The organism is Ruegeria sp. F5 (assembly GCF_056533845.1).
Genome location: NZ_JBQFOU010000020.1, coordinates 20524 through 35548 on the forward strand (window position 1 = coordinate 20524; position 15025 = coordinate 35548).

The 15025-nt window shown below is 58.6% G+C and carries 16 protein-coding genes and 1 pseudogene; 6 read left to right on the forward strand and 11 right to left on the reverse strand.

Going from position 1 to position 15025, the window contains the following annotated elements; genetic code table 11:
- Positions 1–116 precede the first annotated feature (116 nt).
- A complete protein-coding gene (gene htpX / locus ACR0K1_RS21495; RefSeq protein WP_480617038.1) occupies positions 117–1016 on the reverse strand; it encodes a zinc metalloprotease HtpX in 900 nt (299 codons plus the stop codon).
- A gap of 247 nt (positions 1017–1263) precedes the next feature.
- Here htpX and ACR0K1_RS21500 point away from each other — a divergent pair, with 247 nt between their 5' ends.
- Together ACR0K1_RS21500 and ACR0K1_RS21505 are read left to right on the forward strand one after the other, a co-directional pair.
- Entirely contained in the window at positions 1264–1677 is a 414-nt protein-coding gene (locus ACR0K1_RS21500; RefSeq protein ID WP_480851830.1) for a hypothetical protein, read from the forward strand.
- A 116-nt stretch (positions 1678–1793) separates the two neighbouring features.
- Entirely contained in the window at positions 1794–2762 is a 969-nt protein-coding gene (locus tag ACR0K1_RS21505) for a hypothetical protein (RefSeq protein WP_480617036.1), read from the forward strand.
- Positions 2763–2771: 9 nt separating this feature from the next.
- Here ACR0K1_RS21505 and ACR0K1_RS21510 read toward each other — a convergent pair whose 3' ends face one another.
- Together ACR0K1_RS21510 and ACR0K1_RS21515 are read right to left on the reverse strand one after the other, a co-directional pair.
- Positions 2772–3179, reverse strand: coding sequence for an ectoine synthase (locus ACR0K1_RS21510; RefSeq protein WP_480851831.1), 408 nt, complete (start codon positions 3177–3179; stop codon positions 2772–2774).
- A 17-nt stretch (positions 3180–3196) separates the two neighbouring features.
- Positions 3197–3946, reverse strand: coding sequence for an SDR family oxidoreductase (locus tag ACR0K1_RS21515; protein WP_480617034.1), 750 nt, complete (start codon positions 3944–3946; stop codon positions 3197–3199).
- A gap of 117 nt (positions 3947–4063) precedes the next feature.
- Here ACR0K1_RS21515 and ACR0K1_RS21520 point away from each other — a divergent pair.
- Positions 4064–4942, forward strand: a pseudogene (locus ACR0K1_RS21520) (LysR substrate-binding domain-containing protein).
- Positions 4943–5160: 218 nt separating this feature from the next.
- Here ACR0K1_RS21520 and ACR0K1_RS21525 read toward each other — a convergent pair.
- Positions 5161–6111, reverse strand: coding sequence for an SDR family oxidoreductase (locus ACR0K1_RS21525; protein WP_480617032.1), 951 nt, complete (start codon positions 6109–6111; stop codon positions 5161–5163).
- Positions 6112–6278: 167 nt separating this feature from the next.
- On the opposite strand from ACR0K1_RS21525, the gene ACR0K1_RS21530 reads away from it, so the two are divergent.
- Both ACR0K1_RS21530 and ACR0K1_RS21535 read left to right on the forward strand, forming a co-directional pair.
- Positions 6279–7172: an AraC family transcriptional regulator gene (locus ACR0K1_RS21530; RefSeq protein ID WP_480617031.1), complete on the forward strand. Its 894-nt coding sequence runs from the start codon at positions 6279–6281 to the stop codon at positions 7170–7172.
- Between the two features lie 127 nt (positions 7173–7299).
- On the forward strand, positions 7300–8058 hold the full coding sequence (locus tag ACR0K1_RS21535) for an SDR family NAD(P)-dependent oxidoreductase (protein ID WP_480617030.1): 759 nt from the start codon (positions 7300–7302) through the stop codon (positions 8056–8058).
- A gap of 44 nt (positions 8059–8102) precedes the next feature.
- Here ACR0K1_RS21535 and ACR0K1_RS21540 read toward each other — a convergent pair whose 3' ends face one another.
- Both ACR0K1_RS21540 and ACR0K1_RS21545 read right to left on the reverse strand, forming a co-directional pair.
- Positions 8103–9014 (reverse strand): c-type cytochrome, encoded by a 912-nt coding sequence (locus ACR0K1_RS21540; RefSeq protein WP_480617029.1) that lies wholly within the window; start codon positions 9012–9014, stop codon positions 8103–8105.
- A gap of 10 nt (positions 9015–9024) precedes the next feature.
- Positions 9025–9492, reverse strand: a complete 468-nt coding sequence (locus tag ACR0K1_RS21545; RefSeq protein ID WP_480617028.1) for a c-type cytochrome — start codon at positions 9490–9492, stop codon at positions 9025–9027.
- An 86-nt stretch (positions 9493–9578) separates the two neighbouring features.
- On the opposite strand from ACR0K1_RS21545, the gene ACR0K1_RS21550 reads away from it, so the two are divergent.
- Positions 9579–10424: a LysR family transcriptional regulator gene (locus tag ACR0K1_RS21550; RefSeq protein ID WP_480851832.1), complete on the forward strand. Its 846-nt coding sequence runs from the start codon at positions 9579–9581 to the stop codon at positions 10422–10424.
- A gap of 94 nt (positions 10425–10518) precedes the next feature.
- Here the strand turns inward: ACR0K1_RS21550 and otnC are convergent, their stop codons facing one another.
- The 5 genes from otnC to ACR0K1_RS21575 are packed head-to-tail and all read right to left on the reverse strand — an operon-like array spanning position 10519 to position 15023.
- A complete protein-coding gene (gene otnC / locus ACR0K1_RS21555; RefSeq protein ID WP_480851833.1) occupies positions 10519–11160 on the reverse strand; it encodes a 3-oxo-tetronate 4-phosphate decarboxylase in 642 nt (213 codons plus the stop codon).
- Positions 11157–12434, reverse strand: a complete 1278-nt coding sequence (gene otnK, locus ACR0K1_RS21560) for a 3-oxo-tetronate kinase (RefSeq protein WP_480851834.1) — start codon at positions 12432–12434, stop codon at positions 11157–11159. Before otnK ends, otnC begins: the two co-directional genes overlap by 4 nt.
- Positions 12431–13228, reverse strand: coding sequence for an N-acyl homoserine lactonase family protein (locus tag ACR0K1_RS21565; RefSeq protein WP_480617024.1), 798 nt, complete (start codon positions 13226–13228; stop codon positions 12431–12433). Before ACR0K1_RS21565 ends, otnK begins: the two co-directional genes overlap by 4 nt.
- Positions 13225–13512: a putative quinol monooxygenase gene (locus tag ACR0K1_RS21570; RefSeq protein WP_480617023.1), complete on the reverse strand. Its 288-nt coding sequence runs from the start codon at positions 13510–13512 to the stop codon at positions 13225–13227. Before ACR0K1_RS21570 ends, ACR0K1_RS21565 begins: the two co-directional genes overlap by 4 nt.
- Complete coding sequence (locus tag ACR0K1_RS21575; protein WP_480617022.1) at positions 13512–15023, reverse strand: tripartite tricarboxylate transporter permease; 1512 nt, start codon at positions 15021–15023, stop codon at positions 13512–13514. The genes ACR0K1_RS21570 and ACR0K1_RS21575 overlap by 1 nt, the downstream gene beginning before the upstream one ends.
- Positions 15024–15025: the final 2 nt, after the last annotated feature.

Below are 15025 nucleotides of genomic sequence, written 5' to 3' on the forward strand. Positions count from 1 at the left end.
TGGGCGCAAAGCGCATTACATCCGATCAAAAGCTGGTCTTGATGCTAACCAGCGGGCGGCCCGCCTTGTTCGGGTATCAGGGCGAATTGCAGGTTTCACGCGAGCAGTAACAGGCACTACCCCCAAGGCCCGCTGCCGGGCCGCCGGGGTCTTTCCGGTTTGGGCGGACGGGGCGCATTCCCCTGCCCCGCCAGCTTGCGCAGGGCGGCTATCCGGTTCGCTGTCGATGGGTGTGTCGAAAACAGCTTGTCGCGCGTATGCGCATGCAGGGGGTTGATGATGAACATATGCGCCGTGGCCGGGTTCCGCTCGGCCGCGTCGTTGTCGATGCGGGCCGCGCCCTGTTGAATCCGCTCCAGTGCGGAGGCAAGCGCCAGCGGCTGGCCGCAAATCTGGGCTCCCAGCCGGTCGGCTGCGTATTCCCGCGTCCGGCTGATCGCCATCTGCACAAGGCCCGCAGCCAGCGGGGCCAGGATCATCAGCGCGATGGTCCCGATCAGGCCAATCCCGTTGTCCCTGCGCCCGCCAAAGAACAGCGCGAAATTCGCCAGCATCGTGATCGCGCCCGCAAAAGTCGCGGTAACGGTCATGATCGCGGTGTCGTGGTTCTTGATATGCGCAAGCTCGTGGGCCACGACGCCTGCCAGCTCCTCTCGCGACAGAGTCCGGATCAGGCCCGAGGTCACGGCAACGGCGGCATTGTTCGGATTGCGCCCGGTTGCAAATGCGTTCGGCTGCGGGGTGTCCAGCAGATACACAGCAGGCGTCGGCATGCCGGCATTGCGCGCAAGATCCTGCACCATCTGCGACAGGCCCAGACGATCCCCGCTTGGAACAGGTTGCGCATTGTGCATGCGCAGCACCATCTTGTCCGAGTTCCACCAGGTGAACACGTTCATGCCCGCAGCAAAGACCAGAGCCAGCACCATGCCGCCGGACCCGGCCAGAAGATATCCCAGCCCCATGAACAAACCCGTCATGGCGGCCATCAGCATTGCCGTTTTCGTGTAACCCATCTGTTGCAAACCCTCAGGATGCGCCCCTTGGCAGAAACGCCGTGAACGCGTTGCGATTGAGGTAGGTATTGCCCCGATCCGTGACAATACCGGGAAGCGTGCGCCCGGCGCAGTCTCAGGGTCTGTCGACAAAAAACCTCGGCCACGCGCTCATTCTGTTGAAACAGTGTGAAGTGTTTCACTTTGGCAAGAATCGCTTTGCGGTAGTATGCTTGAGCCGTGGTGAGTGAAAAGTGTGAGTTCTTTGATGTATTTGTCGAAAATCGAAGGGCGGAGTGACGCCGTAAGAAACACCCAGAAAGACGATTTCGCGCGGACGTATCCTTTGCTGGATGACAGCGCCGTGCACGCGCAGTGGAAAGGCGGTGCGTGGCATCTGACGCGGATCGGCGATATCTGGAAACGGACCGGAAAGATACTTTCGCTGCCTTATCAAGGCACTGACGCCTACCCGTCCTTTCAATTCGCCGAGGATGGCACGCCCCTGCCGCTGATGGAAAAGGTGCTACGGGCCCTGCCGCGCGGCATGACACCGTGGCAGCGCGCCTTCTGGATGATCTCGCCCAAGAAAGAACTGGGCGGTGCGGTACCGGCGCAGTGCATCAAGGCCGGTGATGACCGCGTGATCAAGGTTGCCGGACAGGCTTGCGAGATATTCTGAACCCAGGCGTATAGGATTTGCGGCCACAGTCCGTGACATCATCCAAGGATTGACCCCCTGCGGCGAACAATCTGTGCTAGTTTGGACCCGAGGACATTCTAGCAGGAGTTTTCCCGTTGCTGACCAAGCCGCTCCGCCTTGCCGCCGCCGTTTTGGCTGTCGCAGTCTCGTCAACCTCGGCACATGCCCTGTCGTCCGGCATTCCCGCCTGGCTGCAGAAACATGTGGGAACCGGTGACGGCCAGATCGCGCCGGTGGTTCTGCAACGGGCGCGGGCGCTTTATCAGGAAAAACGCCGTCAGGGTGCGGTCAGAAACCCCTGTTACCTTGCCAAGGATGCCACACGCCCCAGCACCTCACCCGGTGGCAATCCGGGGCGGCGGTTTTACGTCATTTGCGAATCTCAAAAACTCTTCCGGGCCGTTTCCTCCGGCTACGGCAACGGGCGCAAACTGCGGCAGGCGAATTTCTCGAACGGTCGCCAATGTGCAAAGAATTTCAGCAACGCCGAAGGGTCGAAACTGACGGCGGGCGGGTCATACGTGACCGCAGAATCCCGCACCTCGTTCAAAGGCTACTACAGCCAATCGGGCAAACGGACACCGTTCTACCGGACCTTCCTGCTGTTCGATGGCGAGGGCGAAACCAGCAATGCGCGGGAGCGGGCCATTGGCGGCCACCCCGCCGTGTTCCTCAAGTGGCAATGCCGCTTCAAGAACCCGCAAAGCCCGCATGCCGATGCCGAAGGCTATGTTCCTTACGGGAAACTGGTGAACTACACCGGCGGCCGTAGCAACGGATGCACCACATGGTCGCAATCGGCGTCCAAAGACATCCTGGCGATGGTCGAGGGGAAGCCGACGACGCTGTATATCTATCCGGAATCCAAAGACATCAATGCGGTGGCCAAGGCTGTGAAAAAGGGAAAGTCGCTGTCACGCGCCGGGCTTTACTGGAATGCGGCCTGCCTGCAGGCCATCGGCGCGCCCAAGTTCTGGCCAAAAAGCAAATTGCAGCCGGTCATCAACCAATGGCGGCAGTCGCTGCCGAAACAACCTCCGCTGGTGTTGCCGATCTGTAAGTGACCGGCTTGCTCAGACATCGCCTGAGTCATCAGCATTCGACGGCGCATAGCTGCCGTCTGGGCGGTGCATTTCACGCCCGCTGAGCGGTGGGGTGAAGACGCAGACAAGCCTCAGGTCGGCATCTGTGGCTTGCACCACATGCCGCTCATGCTGATCCAGTGCATAAAGGGTGAAGGGCTCAAGGGGATGCCAGGTTTCCTCATCAGAGGCCCTGATCTGACCCCGGCCCTCGATACAATAACACGCCTCCAGGTGATGGGTGTATTCCAGCTCGAGCACGGCACCCTTTTTGATGATCGTATCCGTCAGCGTAAACCCCATGCCATCCGAGGCCAGCAACAACCGCCTGCTTTTCCACCCCGGACCTGAAACGTCTCGATCTGTGCCAAGAATGTCTGTGAGTGCCTTAACAATCATGTTTCACCGCCTCGATTCTATCGCACCGCGCGGTTCATCCCGCCATCGGACAATATACTCTGACCGTTGATATACCGCGCGCCATCGCTGGCAAGAAACACGCAGGCCTGTCCGATTTCTTCGAAGGCTGCGGGCCGCTGAGCGGGGATTTCCCGACGCGCCCGTTCGGACAGGTTCACGTTTTCGCAGAAGCCGGGCAGCAGATTGTTCATGCGGATGTTATGCCGCGCATAGCGGTCCCCGTAGAGCTTCGAAAAACTGTGCAAGGCACCGCGCAGCATGCTCATCGGATAGGGCGCGCGGGGTTCGACCGCATTCATGGACGAGATGTTCACGAAAGCCCCGCCACCCTGTTCAATCAGGATGGGCGTGACGATGCGGGCAATCTTGACAACGTTCAGCACATACATGTCCAGACTTTCGTGCCACAACGCGTCGCTGAGTTCCAAAAGCGGCCCGTCGAAATCAGGATCGAAACCGACGGTCTTGATGGCCTCTGGCACTGATCCGCCGTGGCCCATATTGCTGACGATCGCATCGATCCGTCCATACCTGCTCATGGTGTCGTCGATCATCGCCTGCAAGTCATCGACATCCAGAACCGAGCCGCGGCGGCCGATGCCGCCAAGTTCTTCGGCGAGTTCGACCGAACGATTGGAGGGCGACATCAGCGAGACCTTGTAGCCAGCTTTCGCCATTTCAATTGCGCAGCCCCGGCCTATGCCTTGTCCTGTCCCCGTCATCAGCGCAACTTTGGTGTCGGGCATGGTATGTCCTTTCTCTGGCGGGCGATGTGGCAGGTTTATTGAGATGCGCTCAGTCTAGCTGCCCGGAACAAAGCAGAGCTATCGAGTTTTTGGGACAGCGCTGTTAGGTTTTCTCACATGGCAGAAAACCTCAGACATCTTCGCGCCCTTCAGGCGTTCGACGAAACCGCGACCCAGTCCAGCCTGACAAAGGCTGCGGATGTGCTGAACGTCACCCACGGGGCGATCAGTCGGCAAATCAAGCTGCTGGAACTGCATCTGGGCGTGACGCTGTTTCATCGCCGCCCCAATGGTGTCGAACTAACCAAAGCCGGGGAACGCCTGTATCAATCCACACGCGGGGCGTTTTCAGCCTTGCAACTGGGCGTCATGGAGGTGAAGCGGCTTCATCACCGCCAGTCCCTTACCGTGTCTTTGTCGACATCGCTGGCGCTCAAATGGTTTGTGCCGCTGCTCAGTTCGTTTCAGCAGGCCCATCCCGGTATCGCGTTGCTGCTGGACACAAACGATGCCTTTGCGGATTTCCAAACCTCCGAGGTCGATGTCGCGCTGCGGTTCGGGGAACCCGGCTGGGACGGGCTGTATCATGAGCAGATACGGCAAGAATAACTGGTTGTCGTTGCCGCCCCGTCGCTTGTTGAAAACACACGGGCCCCCATGCGGGCCGAGGATGTCGCGGCTCTGCCATTGCTGCACAATGCCTTCAACGTCGGGTGGGAAAGCTGGGCCGCGCAGGTCGGGCTGAGCGCGGATCGGATCAATGCGCAGAGCATCAAATATGTAGACAGCGCCGTGCTGTTGGAGGCCGCGATAGACGGGCAAGGCGTGGCATTGGCAAGACATCTGCTGGCAGAGAGGGACCTGAAACTTGGCCGGCTGATCCGTCTGGATGACAGTACTATCCCATTGGATCGCGGGCTCTACTTCGTCTGCCGACCCGGCGATCAGGAGCGGGTCACGGTGAGAATTTTCAGGAAGTGGCTGATGTCGATTTGACCTGTCGGACTCGAAGCCTCGCGAAAGCGGTTATTCGTTCACGCGCTGCAGATGTCAGCTTGGTTCGCATCCCACGCTTCAAGAACTTGCAGGCAACTGCCCTTTTCGGAGTGCGAACCACCAACCGGTCGAACGTCAGCAGAGTTTTAGACGTTGCGAGATGTTTCTGTGTCCGCCCGTGGGATTGATCAGCGGCGGAAGCATCGAGCCGAGTGCGATCAAAGTTCCCAACTGAACCCTGTCGCATCTTCTGAAACGTCCCAAAGCCTCTGCATGACGGGCTTGTCGTAGGCGTGGGGATGCAGGGTGCCCTTGCCGACGGGTCCGACGAATTCCATGCGGCCCGTTGGACCGTAAAGCGCCCGCTGCGTCAGCCCGTCTTCGGTCGCGCACATCACTTCGGGCCACGATCCTTTCTCGGCGGATTGCACTATTGGCGACAGGGACATGAGGCCGAACATGATCCGCGTCGCAAGGTTACCGCTCGTTTTGATGAGCGACGTCCGGGACGAACCCGGGTGACAGACAAATACCGCGACATCCGTCCGCCCCGCTGCCGCCAACCGATCCTGCAATTCATAGGCAAACATCATCTGCGCCAGCTTGCTTTGTGAATAGGTCCGGTTCTGGTGATAGTTCTTGTCCCAGTTCATATCGTCGAACTGGATGGTCTTGATGCCCATGTTGTACCCAAGGCTGCTGACGGCCACGATCCGTCCTTTCGATGCCTCGATCCGCTTGAACAGCAGACCGCAGAGCAGGAAGTGCCCGTAATGGTTCGTACCCAGCATGCTTTCAAAGCCGTCCTCGGTCAGAATCTGTTTTGGCACCTGCGCGATGGCGGCGTTGCAGATCATGGCGTCAATGCGCGGGACGGTTTTCAGGACGTCCGCTGCCGCCTCGCGCACGCTGGCGAGCGATGCAAGGTCCATGCGAACGAAGCTCACATCGGCGGTGTTGCCAAATTCTTCCTTCAATTCGGCAACGGCGGACCGGGACTTGTCGGCGGAACGGTTCAGCATCACCACGTTCGCCCCCTTGCTCAGCAGCGTCCGCGCGGCCTGAAAACCTGTACCTGCGTTGGCACCAGTGATGAGGTAGGTCTTGTCCGTGAGGTCCCCGAGACGCTGTGGCGTCCAACCTTCTGGTCCGAATGTTGTGTCTGGCATTGTCTTGCTCCATCGCGCGTCGGTGCAATACCGGGCGGCATGTTTCTTGTCCCAGGGTTGCAGATAGCTCTCAGAGCCGCGCTAAAACAGGCGAAATCATCTCGATTACTTGCCTGATTGTATCAAGCTGGTTGCCAAGGCGGACCCGGACCCTCTAGGTCAGGGGTATGAGCAAGGACGAGATCAGACGTATTATCGCGGCGCGGACCGATACGGACGGCCTGACCGAGACCGGTGTCCCGGGCGTGCGCCTGTTTCGGGCCACGCAGGCAATTCCGTGCGTTCCGGCTGTCTATGAACCCTGCGTTGTGGCCATCGTCGGCGGGTCCAAGGAAGTGGTTCTGGACGGTCACAGATATGTCTACGACGACAGGCAATACCTGTGCTGCCCGATGTCGATGCCGGTCAAGGCCGGAAGCCCCGCTGCGTCGCCTGAAACACCGCTTTACGGCGTTCTGATCACATTGGACCAGCGCGTGATGACCGCGCTGGCCATGGAGATGGAAAATGCCGGAAGTGTTCTTCCGGCGGCTAGGGGCAGCTTGCTAGATCACGGGATCAGCCTCGCGCGATGGGATCAGGGTTTCACAGACGCGCTTCTGCGCATCCTGCAGCTTGGGGACAGCCAGACAGATGCTGCGGTTCTGGGCGAGGCACGGTTGCGGGAGTTGTTCTATGCGATCCTGAAGGGCGACGCAGGTGTCTTTGCACGGCGCGCCTTTGGGGCCGGAAACGCCATTTCGCGGTCCATTGCGCATGTGTCGTCAAATCTCGGGGCTCCGGTCTCGATCGATGACATGGCAAGCCGGGCGGGCATGAGCCGGGCCGTCTTTCACCGAAAGTTCAAGGAAGCCACAACAATGGCCCCGATCCAATTCGTGAAATGCATGCGCCTGAACAACGCCGCGATGAAGATCGCAGGCGGGATGACGGTGAACGAAGCCGCGATGGATGTCGGATATGCCAGCCCGTCGCAGTTCAGCCGAGAGTTCAAACGCATGTACGGAACCTCGCCGAGACATTGGGGCAGTGCTCAGCAAGCTCCGATAAGCGTTGCCTGAGGGGTAATCTGGATAAAAAGGGCGACGGGAGGCAGCCTGAAAACCACGCCCCAAATGACCATACGGTGAACAGACGCCAAGTTTGGTACATACTCGAAGCAATCAAAGGCTGAAGGGTGGGTGACCGATGGATATTGCAGGCAGCGTGGCCTTGGTGAGCGGTGGCAGCGGCGGGCTTGGCGAAAGAATTTGCCGGTTGCTTGCCGCCAATGGCGTCAAGGTGGTCGTCGGATTCCACGGCGGCGCAGACCGGGCGCAGGCCGTCTGCCAGAGCATCACGGATCAGGGGCAGGTGGCGAAAGCGGTCAGGGTTGATCACAGCGACCCGGGGTCCGTCGCCGGGTGCATTGATGATGTTATCGGCACATTTGGCAGTCTGGATATTCTGGTCAACAATGCCGGGATGGCGTCCGGGGGGCATAAACTTCCCCACGGCGATCTGGACGCTCTGACCCCGGAAATCTGGACAGAGTTGCTGAATGTCAACCTGAGCGGACCCTACTATCTGACCCGCGCGGCGGCCCCCATTCTTCGCGCGTCCGAATGGGGGCGGGTGATCAACCTTTCCTCGACAATCGGGCACGGGACCTGGGGCGCGGCTGCAGCGTACGCGCCCAGCAAGGCAGCCGTGGTGCCGCTTACCCGGTTTTTGGCAGCGGCACTGGCGCCGGATGTCACTGTCAACTGCATTTCCCCCGGGCTCATGCAGGGCACGCAAATGTCCGGTGGCGCGCCGGATGAGTACGTTTCGATGTGGAAGGACAAATCGGTATTGGGCGCAACGACATGCCTGGACGACGTCGCCCAACAGGTTCTGACTTTTTGCCGCAGCCCGTCGGTCACCGGACAAACGGTGGTCATGGATGGCGGCATTCACTTCAATTGAGCCCCGCTTCGAACGGGAAGCCGCGGCATAGTGTCAATGTGCTGTCATTCTGACGCAGGCTCGGGCGACTGCGCGGGAACGGCTTTCAGATAAGCGGCAATTGCCAAACGGTCGTCATCAGTGAGCCTGGAGGTGTTTTCGATGACTTCAACCATCTCACCACCTGCGCTGTCATAATCCGGTGTGAAGCCGGATTTCAGGTATTCCGCAATGTCAGCCTCGGACCAGTCAAGCTGCTCCGGAGTCAGGCCCGGAATACGGCCCTTCCCGCTTGGGTTCGGCGCACCCGTCAGCCAAAGATCGCGTTTCAGGCCACCCAGGCCGTCTCGTGGCGTGTGGCATTCAGCGCAATGTCCCAACGCCTCCACCAGATATCGGCCTCGGAGTTGTTGGTCGGTCAGGTCGCCCTCAACCACCCAACCCGGCACCATGTACAAACGTTTCCATACCCCCAAACCCCGTCTGACGTTGAAGGGGAAACCAACCTCATGCGCTGCGCTTTCGGTGGCAACCGCTGGCAAAGTGCCGAGGAAGGCGTGAAGCGACGCGACGTCCTCGACCGTCATATTGGCATAATTCGTATACGGAAATGCCGGATAATAGTGTTGCCCTTCGGGTCCGGTCCCGTGGATCAGGGCGTTGGCCAGATCCAGCGCGGACCATGAGCCGATGCCGGCTGCCGGATCGCTGGATAGGTTGGGGGCAATGAAGGTGCCAAAATCCGTCTCGAACCGACGACCACCGGCCAGTTTGCGCTTTTCTTCGCCGTCAGCGTCCGGTGCCGAGTGACACGAGGCACATCCGGCTGCGTAGAAAACGGCCTCACCTCTGCCAAGATCGGGCGTGACGCCTTCGAGTTGAACCTGATCCACACGTTGTGGCCGGGTCAGCACCAATCCGGCTATCCCGACCACGACAACAGCACCCGCGACAATCAGAAAAAAGCGCCGCGCCATCGCTGTCTAATCAGTTCTCAGGCGCTCTGTACGCCTTGTGACATGCCGAACAGCTTCCACCCAGATCCCCCATTGCCGCTTTCAGGGCTTCGACATCCTGCCCTGCCGCAGCCTGCATCGCAACAGCGGCGTCAGCCATGGCCTGTCCCTTGGCCCCGACATCCGGGAAGTTTTCCCAGATTGCGGGCAGCGCCCGTGTGGACGGGTCAGACACATTATCCGAACCGGCAGGCCACATCGCCGATTGATCGATCTGCGTCAGAACGACCAGGTTGTTGGCCGCGCGTGTTGCCGCCTCGGCATCATATTCCACCTCGCCCTTGGCCATGCCGCCAAGAGTGCCAAGATTGAAGGAATAAAGCTGCATGATAGAGGTGCGGGCTTTCACAGCCGGGTTTTCACCTTCATGTGCGATGGCGGTGCCAATAGCGGCAATTGACACCAGACCTGCCGCGAAGATTGCGAAGTTCTTCATCATGGTGGGGCTCCCTGTTCAATGAGTCGGATGTTACCTTGAACGAATTTTCTTGTAATTGTTTGTTATTGGTCTTCTGTTGTTAATTTATGAACAACGAAAATTGGGATGATATTCGCTACGCCCTTGCCGTCAGCAAATACGGTTCGCTGAATGCGGCGGCAGCGGCCATGGGCGTCACGCACGCCACGGTCCTGCGCAGGGTGGCCGCATTCGAAAAGCGAAGCGGCTGCATGATTTTTCACAAAAGCCCGTCAGGATATTCGGTTCTGCCCGAAGCCAGTGCAATCTTCTCGGCCATGGAAAGCGTTGAAGAGGCGGTCCTTTCGGTCGAGCGGGCAATCGTGGGCGCAAATCGTTCTCCTGTGGGTCATGTGCGAATTACATCGACCGACAGTCTTTGCCAGATTGTCCTGCCCGCAATCCTGAATGAGATCACGCGCCTGTATCCCGGTCTGAAACTGACCTTGCTCAGCGGAAACAGCCACCATGATTTATCCCGGCTGAGCGCAGACATCGCCGTGCGCCCGTCGATAAAGCTTGGCGAGGGGCTGATCGGGCAGCGTGCAGGCACATTGTCGTTCGGGGTCTTTGACGACGGCACGTCCAATCGCAAATGGATGCGGCTTGAAGGCGCGTTGAACCGGTCGCTCCCCGCCAAATGGCTGGCAGAAAACGTCTCTGATGACGAAGTGACGAACGGGGCGGATAGCTTTCTGGTGCTCCAGCAGATGGCCGCTTCGGGCGTCGGTAAAACGTTTCTGCCTTCTTTCCTGGGCGACGCAGATTCCCGGCTTCGAAGATTGCAGGACGCGGCACCCGAGTTTGAGGTTCCCCTTTGGGTCGCGACGCTGGACGAAATAGCGCACACCCCAAGGTTTGCAGTCGTGCAACGCGCGTTGGTTGAGCGCTTGGCCACTGTCATGGTTGGATAAAATCGCACTTTGGATCGGTCGTGAATTATTCGCTCGGCGGAAAACCTAGCGCGGTTTATCCCTAAAGCTGCAGGTTCACCTTTTCGGGGTCGGATCAAATCCGTCCGAATGTTTCTTTGAGTTCCGCGACTTGCGCTGCATCCAGCATCCGGGTTGGCATGCCGCGCAAAGCCACCAGCAACTTGGCCGTTTCTTCCAGCTCTTCCGCGGCACAGACTGCCCCGAACAGGTCTTTTCCAGACACAACAGGACCGTGATTGGCCAACAGAACCGCACTATACTTGCCGCCCAGTTCACGGATCAAATCACCGGATTTCGGGTCACCCGGCTTGACGTATGGAACCAGTTTGACCGTGCCGACGCGCATGACCACGTATGGTGTAAGCGGCGGAATACAGTCATTGGGATCGGTGTCTTCCAGACAAGACAAAGCCGTCGCCCAAGTCGAATGCAGATGAACCACCGCACCAGCTTGTGGCCGCGTCTCATAGAAAGCTTGATGCAGAAAGACCTCCTTGGTCGGCTTGTCTCCGGAGACGTGGTTGCCGTCCAAATCAATCTTGGCAATGCGCTCGGGATCGATATTCCCTAAGGTGGAGTTGGTTGGTGTCATGAGGATTCCGTCATGTAGACGCGCGGAGACATTGCCCGCAGTGCCGACGGAAAAGCCACGCGCAAACAGCGAGGCGCACAGTTCCGACATCTGCTGTCGCAGCGCTAGTTCTTCAAAGCTCATCTGCTTGCCTCCATCATTCTGAGGGCCTTAGCGAAAAAGTCCGGAGCGCCGAAGTTTCCAGACTTTAGAGCCAGCGCAATGGGTTCAGTTTTTCCAACACTCAGGACTGGCACGCCCGGGTCAATTTCTGGCCCAATTGACATGGCTGGAGACCCCAGTTCCTCAGAGACAGCCTTGGCGACAGCTCCCGACGTCTCTCCTCCCGCCACCACCAATCGCGTGTAGCTCTTCTGAACAAGTTCTCGTGCTGTATCTGCAAAGAGATTGTCCAGCTTTTCCGCCACAGCGTCCTGACCGAATTTGTTTTGGATCGCGCGCACATCATCCGGGCTTCCTGATGAATACGCGAGCGGCGCCTGACCCGGATGCGTTTCAAAGAAATCCAGAAGCGTTTGCGTGGTCACATCCCCGGACATAACGCCTGAAACATCAATGGCGAACGTCGGATGGGATTTCGAATGAACATCAATCTGCTCTCGGGTCGCACCCGAGCACGACCCGGCAAGGATCGCGGCAGGCCCAGCGATACCGGTGAACACCCTGCCAGCACTTTTGGATGAAGTCTCTCTCAGGAAATTTCGTGGTAGCCCCAGTGCTATACCCGATCCCCCGGTGATGAGCTTGGCATCCTTTAGAGCTTCGCCCCAGACTAATAAATCTTCGTCCGAAATCGCATCACCGATTACTAAGCGCTCGTCTGCGTTCTGTAACGCATCAGCAATCGCCTCAGATCCTTGCTTCACGGCGTCAATTGACACCAGCCCAACCGCTTCTTCGGTCTGATGCTGCAACCATCGCTTGAGGTTCGCATCCGTCATCGGAGTAAGTGGGTGGTTTTCCATCCCGGACTCGTTCAACGGCTTGCCGAGCACAAAAAGATGGCCGTGATAGACGGTGCGACCCGTGGTCGGAAAGGCCGGGCAGAAAACCACTTTTTGCGCGCCCAGTTCGTTGGCCAGCGCTTCCGCAACGGGACCGATGTTTCCCTCCATCGTGGAGTCAAAGGTCGAGCAGTACTTGAAGATGAACTGCTGGCATCCTTGATCCTTAAGCCACCGCAGGGCCCGCAGGCTTTCTGCAACAGCTTCTTCGACAGGTGCGGTGCGGCTTTTGAGCGAGATCACACCCGCTTTGATCTCTTCGTTGGCCGGGGTCGTCGGAATACCTGGGAACTGCGCGGTTCTTAATCCACCTTCCGGTTCAACGCCCTTCGCCAAGGTGTTCGCAATATCGCTCGCACCGGTGAAGTCATCGGCGATCACACCGATTTTCATATTTCGATCTCCCGCATCGGCCCGGGATCCAAACGATGGATATGAGGCGCGGCGCCAACGGGGAAAACCTCTCGCACAAGTGGATCATGGCCGGGCACGATAAGCCGGGGATGCGAGGCCAACCTCTCCAGCGTCTTGAAGCCGTCCATCATGTCCTGCAAATCGACGACGATGGGAAAGGCTTTGCGCGCCATGAAATTCTCGTAGTAATGCGAGGCGTCCGAGGCCAGAACCATCCATCCGGCTGCCGTTCTTACACGAACGCATTGCAACCCGCGCGAATGCCCGCCAACGCAGTGCACGGTCACCCCATCTGCAATTTCGGCCTCTCCGTCGTAGAACGCGACCTTGCCTGAATAGAGGCGCTTTACGGCCTCGCAGATATGGCCCGCACTAAAAGGCGCACGCAGGTGGTCATGGCACATGCATGGACCTGTGGCGAAGGCCATTTCCGCCGACTGCATGTGCAACTTCGCGTTCGGGAACATATGCAGCCCTCCTGCGTGGTCATAGTGAAGATGGGTCACGATGACCTCTGTCACCGCGTCCGGCGTGATGTCCAGGGGGCGCAGAGCCTCGCGAGGGTCCATCGCGATGGGACGGCTACGGGCGACGGCCTCATCGGAATCGTAGCCGGTATCAACCAGAATGACTTCGTCGCCGCGCTTCAATACCCAAATGAAATAATCCATGGCATGAGGTGCGTCGTGATTGTCATCGACGATGAAACTGTCAGCTCGCGTGCGGGCATTGCGATCCGCGTATTTGACGGCGTGAATTTCCCAATCGTTCATCGGATGACCTCGGAATACTGGTGAACTGTCTTGGTGGCGATCATATCAGCCACCGCCCTATCAAAGGTCTTGAAATGCGCGCTTTCCACGTGGGCGGAGAATGCCGCGCTGTCATCATAAACCTCGTAGAGGAACACCGTCTCGGGCTCATCGGCCAGGCAAACGTCGAACTGCCGGCATCCGGCTTCGTCCCGCAAAGAGGTAGAAGCGTTTTCGACCATCAGCGGCAAAAAACTTTCCCTGGTACCGGGTTTGAGAGTGAAAGTGACAGTTACCACAAACATCAGACAGACAGTCCTTTCAGACGAGAAAACGCGCGTTTCGCGGCGGGCAATTGGCTGAGGATCAGACCAATGTTGAGCACCAGCAGAACGGCGGCACCGGGACGAGAAAAGAAGACCGAAATATCCCCGTCCGACAGAAACAGCGACCGGCGAAAGGTTTCGTCAAACAGGCTTCCCAGAATCACGCCAATAACCAGCGGGGCGATCGGGTACTTCATCAGGTTCATGAAATAGGCAACAGCGCCGACGCCAAGCATCAGGTAAAGATCGTTGATGCCCCCACCAACGCTGAACGACCCGATGGTTGTCAGAACCATCACGACCGGCAGGAAGACGGTCTGCGGGATGGCGAGTATCTTTATGAAGACCCGCGCCGTGAAAAGCCCCATCAGGAACATTGTCAGCGAGGCCAGCACCAGTATGGCGACCACGCGCAGAATGATCTCGGGATCTATCGTCGGACCCGGGATCACGTTGTTGATCTTGAAAGCCCCCATCAAGGCGGCGGCGGGTGGTGAACCGGGAATACCCAACACCAAGAGCGGGATCAGCGCGCCGCCAATACAGGCGTTGTTGGCCGTTTCAGAACATAACAGACCTTCCAAGGACCCACGACCGAACTTGTCGCCCTCGGCGGATACGGTCTTGCCGACACCGTAGCTGACCCAACCGGCGACATCTTCGCCAACGCCGGGAAGGGCCCCCACCCCGGTCCCGATCACGCCGGACCGGCCAATGGTCGGCAGGTAGCGTCGGACAGAGCGCAGGTTCGGAAGAATACGTCCTTTCAGGGCCAGAACTTTCCCGGCCTCGACATGCCTTAGACCCTCGATGATTTGGGGGATGGCAAAAGCCCCCATCAAAACGGGTACGACCTGAAACCCGCTCAACAGGTATGACCAGCCGAAAGTATAGCGCGGTTCAGACAATAAAGGATCAAGCCCCACCATGGACATCGCAAGCCCGATCAGTCCGGCGATCCATCCTTTGATCACCAGGTCCTCGCTCATCAATGTGCCGGAAAGCAGAATGCCGAACAGGGCCAGCAGCGCTTTTTCAGGGCTTGCGATGTTTTTTGAGACCAAAAGCAGCGCCCAGACGAAAATCAAAAGCGTGATGGTCCCGATAACTGTGCCAATGAAGCTGGCTGTCGTGGTCAGCCCAAGTGCTTCGCCGCCTCGCCCCGCTTTGGCCAAAGGGTAGCCATCCATGGCCGTCGCCGCGCTGGCTGCCGTGCCGGGAATGTTCAACAGGATTGACGGATAAGAGCCACCGTAAATCGCGCCGACATAGGCCCCGAGCAAGGCGATGAGCGAATAGTCCAATGGGATCTTGTTGCCGAAGAAACCCGTCAGGATCGTCACCGCCAGTGTTGCCGTCAGGCCGGGCAACGCGCCGAATGTGATGCCCAGGAACACGGATGCGATCAAATACAGATAGGTCAGCGGGTCCGCTGCCAGACCCGCGAAGGCAGCGCCAAACCCAGCCAGTTGCGAAAGGATAAAGTCCATCC

Coding starts and splice junctions, on each gene's coding strand:
- htpX (WP_480617038.1), bottom strand. CDS start 1,016: ATGGGTTACACGAAAACGGCAATGCTGATGGCCGCCATGACGGGTTTG.
- ACR0K1_RS21500 (WP_480851830.1), top strand. CDS start 1,264: ATGTATTTGTCGAAAATCGAAGGGCGGAGTGACGCCGTAAGAAACACC.
- ACR0K1_RS21510 (WP_480851831.1), bottom strand. CDS start 3,179: ATGATTGTTAAGGCACTCACAGACATTCTTGGCACAGATCGAGACGTT.
- ACR0K1_RS21515 (WP_480617034.1), bottom strand. CDS start 3,946: ATGCCCGACACCAAAGTTGCGCTGATGACGGGGACAGGACAAGGCATA.
- ACR0K1_RS21525 (WP_480617032.1), bottom strand. CDS start 6,111: ATGCCAGACACAACATTCGGACCAGAAGGTTGGACGCCACAGCGTCTC.
- ACR0K1_RS21530 (WP_480617031.1), top strand. CDS start 6,279: ATGAGCAAGGACGAGATCAGACGTATTATCGCGGCGCGGACCGATACG.
- ACR0K1_RS21535 (WP_480617030.1), top strand. CDS start 7,300: ATGGATATTGCAGGCAGCGTGGCCTTGGTGAGCGGTGGCAGCGGCGGG.
- ACR0K1_RS21540 (WP_480617029.1), bottom strand. CDS start 9,014: ATGGCGCGGCGCTTTTTTCTGATTGTCGCGGGTGCTGTTGTCGTGGTC.
- ACR0K1_RS21545 (WP_480617028.1), bottom strand. CDS start 9,492: ATGATGAAGAACTTCGCAATCTTCGCGGCAGGTCTGGTGTCAATTGCC.
- ACR0K1_RS21550 (WP_480851832.1), top strand. CDS start 9,579: ATGAACAACGAAAATTGGGATGATATTCGCTACGCCCTTGCCGTCAGC.
- otnC (WP_480851833.1), bottom strand. CDS start 11,160: ATGAGCTTTGAAGAACTAGCGCTGCGACAGCAGATGTCGGAACTGTGC.
- otnK (WP_480851834.1), bottom strand. CDS start 12,434: ATGAAAATCGGTGTGATCGCCGATGACTTCACCGGTGCGAGCGATATT.
- ACR0K1_RS21565 (WP_480617024.1), bottom strand. CDS start 13,228: ATGAACGATTGGGAAATTCACGCCGTCAAATACGCGGATCGCAATGCC.
- ACR0K1_RS21570 (WP_480617023.1), bottom strand. CDS start 13,512: ATGTTTGTGGTAACTGTCACTTTCACTCTCAAACCCGGTACCAGGGAA.
- ACR0K1_RS21575 (WP_480617022.1), bottom strand. CDS start 15,023: ATGGACTTTATCCTTTCGCAACTGGCTGGGTTTGGCGCTGCCTTCGCG.